The following is a 10,001-nucleotide window of genomic DNA, read 5'->3' on the forward strand; positions in this document are numbered from 1 at the left end:
ACACAATATATTGATTAATTAACGCATATTATACAGATAAAATACTATATGTTGTAGTAAGCCGCTGTTTTTTTTTGCGAAACGGATAGGCATGAAAAAAGGCCGTCTGAAAACGTTTCAGACGGCCTTTTTTACTACAATCTAATCACTGTCTTTTTCGCGCCGTTGCTTTTCCAAGGTTTGCGCTTTACCTCTGTTGATTCCTGCAAAATATCCCAAAGCTACCGCCCCGCCGATTTTGACAATTTCAATAGCGACGCTGTCCTTATCGCGCCATAACGCAGTAATCAGCACGGCGGCAATCAGAAAAGCAATAGCAATCACGGCATTCAAACGGCGTTTGTGTACCTCTTTGAAAATCTCACCATGTTGCTGTTCGCCCTGTTTTTGCGCTTCGATGGTAGCCAGTGCAATGCGCTCGTGAGATTGGATTTCGTCCTTACGGCTTTCCAACTCCTTCTGTTTGACCGCAATATCCTGTTTTTGAAGTTCTAAAAACTCCTGAAGCATTTTCTGCTGTTCATCGACCGGCAGATTCTCGGATTTTTCCCCGCTCATAAATCAACCGCCACCAAGGTTTTGTAACGGACTTTGAATTTGCCGTAACCCCGAGCCCCGATTTTCGGCGGCACAAATTCCACGGACGCAATATTGCCCGTCTTACGGTCTTTACGGACTTCTTCCAAATAATCGGCAGCATTGAGCAGCCGTTCGCGGACTGTCGTATATTCTTTGATGGTATTCATTTTTTAACCTCGCTTAAATAGCGCAAATATTAGCATATAGGATTTATTTTTCAAGAAAATCAAACCTATATAAAATAAATGTATAATATTTTAATACTATATATGGTAAATTTCTTCCAAAAATACACACTAAAATACCATATCTTGATTTACATGCTCGCAACATCGCACAAATGGCAGGGCATTGATGCCCGACAACAACAAAAGGTCGTCTGAAAACGTTTCAGACGACCTTTTTCTCTGATTATGTTTGGGAAATGCTTGATTAATTATGTGGACACATATATAATTTAATTTATCGGGGCAGTGAAGCCCGATACGGGAAAAGCCCCACCGAAGCGGGGCTGTTACGGGAGAAAGAAAATGAAGTCCTACCTTCAAATTCTGTTCTTTCTGTTTCTGATATTGGTAAGCGGTAAGGCTTACTAGGAAACTGAAAGCTAAGGGCGGTAGCCGCCGCCCTTAGTTCCCATCTTATAAAAGACGGCTAAAAAAATCAAGGAGTTTACCTATGGTTGATGAAAAATTGGCTGAATACCGTAAAAGGGCGGAAGCCAAGCGTGTTATTAAAAAAGTTTCTTTTAACCGCGAAACAGAAAGGGATATTTTAGAAATAGCCAATAATCTTGATTTTTCTCAATGGGTTAAAGAAAAAATACGCGAAGATTTCAAAAATCAGCTTGACTAATTATGTGTACACATATTAATATGCAAACACTGCTTAGGCAGTAATGAAATTCCCCCCGAAGTTGGAGCTTCGGGGGGAACAGGTGGAAAGCAGAGCAGCAACTCTCTTTCCTCGTCATTCACGAAAAATGAAAGGTAATAATACCATGAATACCCAACTCATCCCAACTGTTTCAGGTCAATTGGACAATTAAACACAAGCACTGGTTGATGCTCATGACCTGCATAAGTTCTTAGGTGTGGAAACACCATTTTCTAAATGGATTCAGCGTCGCATTGAAGAATACGGATTTACACAAGCCCTTGATTTTATCGGCGTGGACAAAATTGTCCGCACCGAAGCAGGTTTCTTTGGACAGCGTGATAAAACTGTTCAGGGGTATTATTTATCCCTCGATATGGCAAAAGAGCTGTGCATGGTTGAACGTAACGACAAAGGACGCCAAGCCCGCCGCTACTTTATCGAAATGGAGAAACAGGCAAAAGCCCTGCCCGATGCCGTGCTATACCGCATCGATGCATTGGAAGACGCCTATTTCCAAGCCGCGCCCGAAATGCTCGCGCTGCTGCGCTACCACAGTATGGGCTTGAACCTGACCGAAATAGGCAAACTCTTGGACATGACCCCCGGCGCGGTTTCCTACCGTCTCAAAAAACTCAACGATTTGGGTTTCTTGGAATATGTCCCTAAGCCCAAAATGGTGGCACAACAACAGTCTTTGGGATTGGAGGGTTAAGCCATGAATACCGAATTTGCCTTGAACCAGCTTTCAAACGCTTTGAATTTTATCGGCACAAACCTGTTGGACCGCAAAGCAATGGCGCGTGAAGAGATGGAGCAATGCGGCTGCCTGCTGCTGGTGTTGTCCGAATACGCCAACATACTTGACCGAAAACAGAAAGAAGAGGAGGTGTGAGCCATGAATACCACCTATACTCTGACTTTCGACCAAGACAGCCTCAAAGCCCTGAATCTGCTGGTGTTCACGCTCAACCATCTGAAAGTTTTGGATATGGACATGGAAGGAATCGAAGACGGTTTGTCTGCCGTGATTGAAACCGCCTCCGAGAAAGCCGACAAGCTGTCCGCCGCTTTCTACAACGCCGTGTACGAGCAGGAAGAGAAAGCAGCCTAAATCTAGGGCATGAAAAAAGGTCGTCTGAAACAGCCTCAAAACTGTTTTCAGACGACCTTTAATCATGGGTTAAAGCCTATTTGAATCCACTAGGCAAACTCCTGCTCCGTAGGCTCAATCACGTTTCAACACACTGAATTGAAATCAGGCTGTTGATTTTATAGAATTTGTTCGCTCGGCTCAATCACAAAATCCTCAAGCCCCGATACAATCTTAATCCCCGATATTCGGTTATTACTTGTAAAATATACATTTTCCATTTCACTTACCTTTCTTACTTAAAGCTTCTTTCACTTTCGCCATTTTCAGACGGCCTTTTACTTTATCCGGCGCGGGCTTCGCCAACATCGCCCTGGGTATCAACCGTGGCGGCAGGTTGCGGAGCAGTTCGGCGGGTTGCGGCCATGTTTCCGCCGCCTGCAACACCTTAAACCCCGTCTTAATCCGTATCGGGTCATACTCCGGCGAGACGATTTCGTTTGTCTCCTTCAGTTTCCGATACCAAATTTCCGCGACTACCGGCATATCCTGCGCTGCGGGGCGGTTGGGTAGATTCAGCGCGGCGAGCAGCGAAAAACCTGCCGCGATTTCCCGTTTTGCCCAATCATCTCCCGCCCATTCGCCCAAGGCTGCCACACCTTGCCGCAGTTTTGACGGCGCGCCGCCTTCGCCCCCTCTCCCCGTGGGAGAGGGCTGGGGAGAGGGCAACCCCGAACCCTGCCACTGGCTCACAATCTCCAGCAAATAACCATGCGACTTTAAGGGCAGTTTCAGACGACCTTGGTCGCGGGCGTTGACGGTTTCGTTAAAGCCGTGCAGCCAAGCCTCGGCGGGGGCGGGATGGGACACGCCGTCGCGCTCCGCCGTCTGCGCTTTCATCATCGGCATCAACTCGTTCAACAGCTTCGCGGTACGCGCCCAAGAGAGCTGCGATTTCGCGGGGCGGAACAAGCCGACATAACGTATCGCCGCCTTGCCCATCTCCACATCCATTTCCAACACAGCCCTCAATACCGCCGATGCGTCGGCATCGTTGATTAAACTGTCCAGGCTATGCACCGCCCCGCAGTTCGGGCATTTGATGTTCATTTGACGACTCCCCAAAGGGCAAGCAGCGCGACCAGAAAGACAAACAGTCCCGACGCCAAGCCGACCATATCCGCCAAAATCCATTTCAGACGACCTTTGCAACCGCCGCCGACCAAGTCCATCAGGGCAACCAATACGGCGGACAGCCCGAGCAGGGCGCAGACGGCAAAGTAGATTTTCATTCCGACAGGCATTTTCAATCCTCCAAAATTCTGACCAGCGCATTTCGCAACTGATACGCGTGTTCTTCCGTGATAAAGACCGAATCGCTGCCGCACTCGATTTCATAAATGGTCGGCTCGTCTTCGATATGCTGCGGGATGACTTGCAGCTTCGTTCCCCATTGGGTCAAATCGATATTTGCCATCACATCTCCTTCCACTCTTTCATCACATCATCCAAGGCTTCGCGGTAATTGCCTCCATAGCCTCTAATGCCATATTCGGTTAACCTACAACAGGCCTTCTGACCATTTTCTTTTGAAAATTCGGCTGACCCGACTTCGATTAAGAAATCCAGCCTTTCCGTATCCTTTACGGCCTGTTTAAATTTCGGCGAGAAATCCAAAACATCAGATTCTTGGTCAACAATGTCGTTATTCGAAGACAGCAAGGTATCCAATACGGTCATAATCCAAGGCAAATTGGCGTTGTCAGACTTATATTCCAAAGCTTCAAACACTTCATCTGCAGGCGCATTGCTCAGATACTCGAAATCGTCTTCATCCTCTGGGTCGGCAGGTTGGTAAATCGGATTCAAACCCTGCTCAATCTTGTTTAAAAACGCGACCAGCTCCCATACTGCATCAAGGTCTTCTTTATTTGGTTTAGCAATATTCATCTCATCTCCTCCCATACTGTTATCGCCAGAGCCAGCGATTGCGCCTCGGCAGTCTTCCAAATCCCGTCCGGCGCGCGGGCGGCGATCACGAAACCCTCACCGTCCTTCTTCATGACCATGAGTTCCCCACGGTCTTCCAGCCATTCGATTAAATCTTTTTCGTTCATTTTTCGTTCCCTTCCGTTTTCAGACGACCTTTGCCGTCCTGATCTTCAAACTGCGCCTGATATTCCGCGATTGCCTGCTCGCGGTTTCGCTTCACCATAAACTTCGTCGCTCGCCGGCGGTGTTGTCCCCATGCCTGCCAATCGCTGTTCCGTCTTTTAAAGCTCATTTCACACGCTCCCTAAATTTCAAAGCCCATTCGACATCCGCTTTGCGCGTATCCGTTGCCGTCCAGTACCGGTTATCCATAATGGCGGGCGCGGCAGGCCAACTGTCGCCCCAAACTATGCGGGCGACGGCGGGGCGTCCAAACTCAAGTACCGTCCCGCGCTTTTCGCGAGGCCATTCCATATTCGCCCGAGCTTCTTTTTCCATCTGCTCCGCCCAACATTTCGCGCATCGATGCGTCCGTTTCCGCCCCCCGTTTTTATCCCAAGTCCAAGCAAATGCCACTTCAGGCTTCATCTGTTTGCAAACTCGGCAGGGTTTTAACTTGGTTAACATTTTTACTTCCCTTCTGGCTCACGCCATCCCTTCATAATCGCCCGTTCGCCGTATTTGGCGCGGATTTCCTCGACTGCCCGTTTCAATGCCAATTTCTTGATTCGGCTAAGTCCCCGTTTAGGCCTTCTAAACTTATTCATATACAATTCCTTCCATTTTTTGCTCCACACCCATTGCCTCGTAGGCGCTTTCTATTTTCAAAACTTCCAAATCCGCCTGTCTGTCCATCGCTTGGACCTTCGTCGGCTCTTTCGCAACCGGTTCGGGTTCTTCTTGGGTGCAGCCATACAACGCCATTCCACCCACAAAACACCACACCCCGACCGTCAAACCAACCGGCACCCACCGCCAAAAACGTGGCGCCGAAAACATCTTCCAATCAACTTTTTTCAAAACTTGCACTTTCGTTTTCCTTTAAAAACAATAACTTATTAAAATCATAGGGTAAAAAAATATATAGCCCTGTCAAAGACTTACCGTTTCAGACGACCTATCGGATAATCAATGTCGAGTATTTTTTGATGATGCCCGATTGCATTTTGATGCCGTTTTTGTTTGCCGTTCGTACCGCACCGCGCATCAACTTACTCATCCGTCGCGTATTGCCGTTGCTTTGTTTAACCAGTTCCTCAATCGTCGCATCATCCGCTTCCGGCATCGCCGCTCTGGCAATTTCTTCCAATTCTTCATCCGGCATCGAGTCGCCCAAATTCAGCGCAACCGATACGCGGCTATAAAGTTGCACCAGCTCGCCATGCTTACCGCACAGATTCGCCACCAGTCGGGGCATACCGCTTAAAACCAACCCGCAGCCCGTGTCGTCATGCAGTCGGCGGATAATCTCAAGGGCGCGTAACGGTAGGTTTTCCGCCTCATCGACCACAATCAGACGACCCGAATCACGCAGGCGGTCAGATACAGACTCAAACAAATCATTCAGGCTGCCGACCGTTGAGACCTTCGCCGCTGCCGCCAACTTGCGCATCAAAACCAAAGCCGTAAAGCTCGGATTAGCCTCAATCAGGATGGCGGCGGGATTCTTTTCGCAGTAGTTTTTGACCGCTTGCGTCTTGCCCAAACCCGCTTGGCCGTAGATCACCACTGTGTCGCCTGCCTCGTGTGCGTCGCGCATCACTTCAGAGATTCGGCGGGTCGTCTTGGTCGATACAAACCCCAACACCAACTCTTCGCGTTGCGCCTTACTTTCCTGCATCTCTAAAAACGCTTCGATTTTCGGCTCGATAGTTCCATATTTGCCGCCTTTTGCCGCGTAGGTATCATTCAGGTACATACTGATAGATGCCGAAGATACCCCGATACCGCGTGCAAGCATTGTCTGATTCATCCCTGATTTGGCTTTAAATTCAACCAGTTTTTGTTGCAGTGCTTTGTTGACCGTATTTGTCATGATGTTTTCCTTATTAAAAGAGTTTTAAAACCGTTTTAACTACATATCCGCCTCAAACAAGACAATCTCGTCGTCTGTTCCCGTTTTCGGCAATACCGCATACTCCGCCTCGATGACGTTTCTGCCTAAATTTCCCAGCTCGTCCCAAACTGCAGCCTGTTCCAAAGCCGGATTGACTTCCGCATTCGCGAGCCTGATCGCATTTTCCGCCCGCTTGATTTTGCCTTTTCGGCGTTTTTCCGCCAGTTGGTCGATACGCGCCGTCGGGAAAGCCTCGCGGCTATTGCCGTTGACTTGTGCCTTCGTGATGAACTTGCCATCCATATCAAATACATTGACAAAGGCAGCGTCGTCCAAATCGTAGCTGACCCGTACCTCGTCCTTGTGATACTCCGCCAGCTCGACCGAAAAATAAGAGTTGTTGAACAAATCCAGCCAACCTCGCTGAACTTTTCGCACCTCTTGCGGCATAAACATCGTCGCAAGCTCTTCCGTCGACAACATATCCGGCGCGATACCGTCCTGTTCCAGCCTCATTTCCCGATAAGCCTTCGGCGTATAATGCCCACCGTCAGGATGTCGGGGCAGCTCGCCGTGCGGGCGGTTGTTGTATTCGTCGATACACTTGACCACATCCGCGATAAAACGCGACCAGCTCGGCAGTTTTTTCAAATATTTTTGCTGCTCCTGCGTCGGCACCTTGCCTTTTTCCAAGGCGTTGAACGCACTTTCCATCTTGCGGTACATTAGGTTCTTCGTGCTGCTGTCCATCCCGCTGCCCGTGAAAGTCTCATACTGTCGCGCCATCTCAATCAGATTGTCTTTCCACCATCGCTCGATGATGCCGCGCCCTTGCGGGTTGCCCGCGATACCCGTTTCATGCCGGATACCCAGTCGGGACGTAATACCCGTGATTTCATGGTCTATCGTCTTACCCGTCTGACCGCCACCGTTATCCGAGTAATAGATAATCGGCAAACCATAGTGCTTGACCCCGATACGCAGCGCGTCCGATACCGCCACACAACTTTCAGCCAACGAAACCGAGAATCCGACCACAAACCGCGTACATCCGTCGATAATCACCGTAACTTCAGGCTTAAACGGCCTGCCGTGTACCGGATGCGCGACTTTCGCTTTGAAACTGTGGCCGTCGCCGATCCAAACATCGTTCGGCTTCAAAGCCCCCCAATCACGTTTCACATAAGGCAGCAGCGATTTATAAGCCGCCCCCGTTTTCCTGCCGCGCTCCTGCATAATCAGCGGGAGCTTTTCCCAAACGCGCCGCACCATACTCAAGTTAGGCACATCATTGACCGGCATATTTTCCGCTTCAGCCCACTGCACAAATCGGCGGTAGCTGTGTGCCAGTTTCGGCGCGGACGGGATATTGTGAAACTGCATAAACATCGGCAACCAACCGTAGCTCTCAATCGGTTTGACCGCCTTCGTCGTCTTCGGAGCCAAAGCAACCAGCCGCTCCGTCGCGTTTTCCGCCTTAAGGTAGGCAGAAATCCAGCCGTCTAAAGTACGTTCGCCAACCTTTGCCGACCGACTGCGGTCATTGGCCTTTTCCAAGTTCCCAAGCGTGACCGCGTCCAATTTACCTTCTGCTAGCAAGCCCAAAAACTGAGCCACCGCAGCCTTGGCAGAGCAACCGTATTGATATTTAATCCCCAACACCGCCGCCACCACCGCGCATCGCGCATCCGCCACCGACCGTTGTTTCTCGTTCAGCCGCTTTGCCGCTTCCGCCAAGACTTGAGGTGACATCGCCGTTTTCTCCTGTCTGATTTGTGGCATGGCTTTCGGCATACTCTCCGCCAGTTCGTCCGACTGCCGTTTCATGATGGCGGCTCGGATTTCAATAGGTAGGGCATATTCAACACCACCACCCTTACCTTGACGCCTTCTCGTTTGCCAACCATCCCTTTGCGCTTTTTTTCTCAGCCCTATTACTGTTCTTGGCATATTTGGCAACCCAAAATCAAGCAGGCTTTTGAGGTCCATATATTCCATTTCAACCCACTCCGAGCATCTCTTTCAATTCAGCTATCTTTTTGTCTCGACAATTTGTTTTCTTGTAATGCGGAAAAACTTCAACTAAATCTTTTTGAATCACTTTCGCGATTGCTTCCGCAATTCTTTTGCTTCCTCGTCCATTTCTTATGACCTCAGAAACAGATTGGTTAGTTACCCCTAAAGCCGAAGCCAACATTCTTGCCGATATATTTTTTTCTTCTAAGGATTTATAGATTTCGTTCGCTTGCATAATGCCTCCATGATAGAATCCCTTACTTACTTACCTTACAGGCTTTAATGCCTGCCTTAACTGTTACCTGAATGATATACCCAAAATATTTGGTATAGCAAATATATTTGGTACTATTTTGCGGTGTTTTTATGGAACGCATTGATTTAGCATTGAATTTAGTTGAAGAGAGAAGCCGACTTGGATACTCTCGAAAGAATTTTGCTGAGCAAACTGGATGCAGTGCAGAAAGTTTGAGACTGTATGAAAGCGGGCAGGTCAACATTCCTGCGGACTTTTTACTTGCTGCTGTCCAATTAGGGGTGGATATTCAATTTGTCTTTACAGGCATTCATTCGGCAAATTTAAATGCTGTTTCAGACGACCTTAATAAAAAATTGGACGACGCTATTGGCAAATCAAACGTTGAGAATCAGATTAACGGCAACGTCAGTAACGCTGTTATCGCCTCATCTGGTTCGGTTGTTCATCAAATTAATACCCAAAATCACGTCATCAGAACCCGTGTCGATTCAAAACCCGGCAAGGAACATATAACGCTTGAGCAAGCTTCGAAGCTGCAACAACTTGTTAAACAAGTTGCCGCAGCAGAAGAGATTGCCAAACGGTCGCCAAAATCAATCCGTGCAATTTGGGCTAGTCTGAATGCTTACTGTAAAGTTCCAAGTTACAAACTAATCGCATTGAGCGATTACGACAAAGCAGAAACTTATCTCAGAAAATGGCTGGGTAGGTTGAGCAATACAGCAACATCAAAGAACAATGATCCCGACTGGCGAAAAAAGAAATACGCTTATATCAAATTAAATGTAAAACAGCTTGAGCTTGAAGATTGGTTGAAAAGTTACCTCGAAAAAAATTTCGCAGTAGAAAGCCTGACTGAATTAAGTAATGACGATTTGCAAAAAACATATGCAGCAGTATCGACTAAAAAACGGAAAAAATAGGCTTAAACATGAAACTCCGCTTTTAAATTCAAGTTTCATGTTTAGCTTATAGTCTTCAGATGCTTTGTTTTTTAGATGTATGATATTAAAGATTTTTTTCAAACATGGAACTGTTATACAAGTTCCATGTTTAGTTTCTAGTTAAAGCCTTTTATAAACATCCTAATCAACCACGCCGAAACCGAGCCGCGCGACGGCCTGTACGTC

The 10,001-nt window shown here is 47.9% G+C and carries 18 protein-coding genes; 5 read left to right on the forward strand and 13 right to left on the reverse strand.

Annotated features, from left to right (window positions below):
* Positions 1-141: 141 nt before the first annotated feature.
* Positions 142-558 (reverse strand): hypothetical protein, encoded by a 417-nt coding sequence (locus HMPREF3066_RS07275; RefSeq protein WP_070441640.1) that lies wholly within the window; start codon positions 556-558, stop codon positions 142-144.
* Positions 555-746, reverse strand: a complete 192-nt coding sequence (locus HMPREF3066_RS07280; protein ID WP_070441643.1) for a hypothetical protein — start codon at positions 744-746, stop codon at positions 555-557. Before HMPREF3066_RS07280 ends, HMPREF3066_RS07275 begins: the two co-directional genes overlap by 4 nt.
* 511 nt (positions 747-1,257) lie before the next feature.
* On the opposite strand from HMPREF3066_RS07280, the gene HMPREF3066_RS13150 reads away from it, so the two are divergent.
* The 4 genes from HMPREF3066_RS13150 to HMPREF3066_RS07290 all read left to right on the forward strand — a co-directional run bounded on the left by HMPREF3066_RS13150 (position 1,258) and on the right by HMPREF3066_RS07290 (position 2,569).
* The gene (locus HMPREF3066_RS13150; protein WP_168160662.1) at positions 1,258-1,434 is read left to right on the forward strand and encodes a hypothetical protein; all 177 of its coding nucleotides are present in this window, start codon (positions 1,258-1,260) and stop codon (positions 1,432-1,434) included.
* Between the two features lie 202 nt (positions 1,435-1,636).
* Positions 1,637-2,170 carry an antA/AntB antirepressor family protein gene (locus HMPREF3066_RS07285; RefSeq protein WP_321178922.1) on the forward strand — a complete coding sequence of 178 codons (534 nt, stop codon included), beginning with the start codon at positions 1,637-1,639 and terminating at the stop codon, positions 2,168-2,170.
* Between the two features lie 3 nt (positions 2,171-2,173).
* On the forward strand, positions 2,174-2,350 hold the full coding sequence (locus HMPREF3066_RS12355) for a hypothetical protein (RefSeq protein WP_003741259.1): 177 nt from the start codon (positions 2,174-2,176) through the stop codon (positions 2,348-2,350).
* 3 nt (positions 2,351-2,353) lie between these two features.
* Entirely contained in the window at positions 2,354-2,569 is a 216-nt protein-coding gene (locus HMPREF3066_RS07290; protein WP_002213624.1) for a hypothetical protein, read from the forward strand.
* A 261-nt stretch (positions 2,570-2,830) separates the two neighbouring features.
* Here the strand turns inward: HMPREF3066_RS07290 and HMPREF3066_RS07295 are convergent, their stop codons facing one another.
* The 11 genes from HMPREF3066_RS07295 to HMPREF3066_RS07330 all read right to left on the reverse strand — a co-directional run bounded on the left by HMPREF3066_RS07295 (position 2,831) and on the right by HMPREF3066_RS07330 (position 8,847).
* Complete coding sequence (locus HMPREF3066_RS07295) at positions 2,831-3,658, reverse strand: hypothetical protein (protein ID WP_070441647.1); 828 nt, start codon at positions 3,656-3,658, stop codon at positions 2,831-2,833.
* Positions 3,655-3,852, reverse strand: coding sequence for a hypothetical protein (locus HMPREF3066_RS07300; protein WP_070441650.1), 198 nt, complete (start codon positions 3,850-3,852; stop codon positions 3,655-3,657). The genes HMPREF3066_RS07295 and HMPREF3066_RS07300 overlap by 4 nt, the downstream gene beginning before the upstream one ends.
* Positions 3,853-3,854: 2 nt before the next feature.
* Entirely contained in the window at positions 3,855-4,025 is a 171-nt protein-coding gene (locus tag HMPREF3066_RS13155; protein WP_168160663.1) for a hypothetical protein, read from the reverse strand.
* Positions 4,025-4,498 (reverse strand): hypothetical protein, encoded by a 474-nt coding sequence (locus HMPREF3066_RS07305; RefSeq protein ID WP_070441653.1) that lies wholly within the window; start codon positions 4,496-4,498, stop codon positions 4,025-4,027. Before HMPREF3066_RS07305 ends, HMPREF3066_RS13155 begins: the two co-directional genes overlap by 1 nt.
* Positions 4,495-4,665, reverse strand: coding sequence for a hypothetical protein (locus HMPREF3066_RS13160; protein ID WP_168160664.1), 171 nt, complete (start codon positions 4,663-4,665; stop codon positions 4,495-4,497). Before HMPREF3066_RS13160 ends, HMPREF3066_RS07305 begins: the two co-directional genes overlap by 4 nt.
* Positions 4,662-4,832 (reverse strand): hypothetical protein, encoded by a 171-nt coding sequence (locus HMPREF3066_RS13165; RefSeq protein WP_168160665.1) that lies wholly within the window; start codon positions 4,830-4,832, stop codon positions 4,662-4,664. Before HMPREF3066_RS13165 ends, HMPREF3066_RS13160 begins: the two co-directional genes overlap by 4 nt.
* Entirely contained in the window at positions 4,829-5,167 is a 339-nt protein-coding gene (locus HMPREF3066_RS07310) for a type II secretion pathway protein L (protein ID WP_070441656.1), read from the reverse strand. The genes HMPREF3066_RS13165 and HMPREF3066_RS07310 overlap by 4 nt, the downstream gene beginning before the upstream one ends.
* Positions 5,168-5,299: 132 nt before the next feature.
* The gene (locus HMPREF3066_RS07315) at positions 5,300-5,569 is read right to left on the reverse strand and encodes a hypothetical protein (RefSeq protein ID WP_070441659.1); all 270 of its coding nucleotides are present in this window, start codon (positions 5,567-5,569) and stop codon (positions 5,300-5,302) included.
* Positions 5,570-5,657: 88 nt separating this feature from the next.
* Positions 5,658-6,575: an AAA family ATPase gene (locus HMPREF3066_RS07320; protein ID WP_070441662.1), complete on the reverse strand. Its 918-nt coding sequence runs from the start codon at positions 6,573-6,575 to the stop codon at positions 5,658-5,660.
* 39 nt (positions 6,576-6,614) lie between these two features.
* Positions 6,615-8,594, reverse strand: a complete 1,980-nt coding sequence (locus tag HMPREF3066_RS07325; protein WP_070441665.1) for a Mu transposase C-terminal domain-containing protein — start codon at positions 8,592-8,594, stop codon at positions 6,615-6,617.
* A 1-nt stretch (position 8,595) separates the two neighbouring features.
* Positions 8,596-8,847 (reverse strand): helix-turn-helix domain-containing protein, encoded by a 252-nt coding sequence (locus HMPREF3066_RS07330; RefSeq protein ID WP_070441668.1) that lies wholly within the window; start codon positions 8,845-8,847, stop codon positions 8,596-8,598.
* Between the two features lie 131 nt (positions 8,848-8,978).
* Between HMPREF3066_RS07330 and HMPREF3066_RS07335 the strand changes: the two genes are divergently transcribed.
* A complete protein-coding gene (locus tag HMPREF3066_RS07335; RefSeq protein ID WP_070441671.1) occupies positions 8,979-9,794 on the forward strand; it encodes a transcriptional regulator in 816 nt (271 codons plus the stop codon).
* The last annotated feature ends 207 nt before the right edge of the window (positions 9,795-10,001 follow it).

Origin of the sequence: Neisseria sp. HMSC03D10 (assembly GCF_001807625.1) — a bacterium.
Lineage (GTDB): Bacteria > Pseudomonadota > Gammaproteobacteria > Burkholderiales > Neisseriaceae > Neisseria > Neisseria mucosa.

Coding starts and splice junctions, on each gene's coding strand:
- HMPREF3066_RS07320 (WP_070441662.1), bottom strand. CDS start 6,575: ATGACAAATACGGTCAACAAAGCACTGCAACAAAAACTGGTTGAATTT.
- HMPREF3066_RS12355 (WP_003741259.1), top strand. CDS start 2,174: ATGAATACCGAATTTGCCTTGAACCAGCTTTCAAACGCTTTGAATTTT.
- HMPREF3066_RS07330 (WP_070441668.1), bottom strand. CDS start 8,847: ATGCAAGCGAACGAAATCTATAAATCCTTAGAAGAAAAAAATATATCG.
- HMPREF3066_RS07280 (WP_070441643.1), bottom strand. CDS start 746: ATGAATACCATCAAAGAATATACGACAGTCCGCGAACGGCTGCTCAAT.
- HMPREF3066_RS07335 (WP_070441671.1), top strand. CDS start 8,979: ATGGAACGCATTGATTTAGCATTGAATTTAGTTGAAGAGAGAAGCCGA.
- HMPREF3066_RS07290 (WP_002213624.1), top strand. CDS start 2,354: ATGAATACCACCTATACTCTGACTTTCGACCAAGACAGCCTCAAAGCC.
- HMPREF3066_RS07305 (WP_070441653.1), bottom strand. CDS start 4,498: ATGAATATTGCTAAACCAAATAAAGAAGACCTTGATGCAGTATGGGAG.
- HMPREF3066_RS07300 (WP_070441650.1), bottom strand. CDS start 3,852: ATGCCTGTCGGAATGAAAATCTACTTTGCCGTCTGCGCCCTGCTCGGG.
- HMPREF3066_RS07325 (WP_070441665.1), bottom strand. CDS start 8,594: ATGGAATATATGGACCTCAAAAGCCTGCTTGATTTTGGGTTGCCAAAT.
- HMPREF3066_RS07310 (WP_070441656.1), bottom strand. CDS start 5,167: ATGTTAACCAAGTTAAAACCCTGCCGAGTTTGCAAACAGATGAAGCCT.
- HMPREF3066_RS13165 (WP_168160665.1), bottom strand. CDS start 4,832: ATGAGCTTTAAAAGACGGAACAGCGATTGGCAGGCATGGGGACAACAC.
- HMPREF3066_RS07295 (WP_070441647.1), bottom strand. CDS start 3,658: ATGAACATCAAATGCCCGAACTGCGGGGCGGTGCATAGCCTGGACAGT.
- HMPREF3066_RS13160 (WP_168160664.1), bottom strand. CDS start 4,665: ATGAACGAAAAAGATTTAATCGAATGGCTGGAAGACCGTGGGGAACTC.
- HMPREF3066_RS13155 (WP_168160663.1), bottom strand. CDS start 4,025: ATGGCAAATATCGATTTGACCCAATGGGGAACGAAGCTGCAAGTCATC.
- HMPREF3066_RS07275 (WP_070441640.1), bottom strand. CDS start 558: ATGAGCGGGGAAAAATCCGAGAATCTGCCGGTCGATGAACAGCAGAAA.
- HMPREF3066_RS13150 (WP_168160662.1), top strand. CDS start 1,258: ATGGTTGATGAAAAATTGGCTGAATACCGTAAAAGGGCGGAAGCCAAG.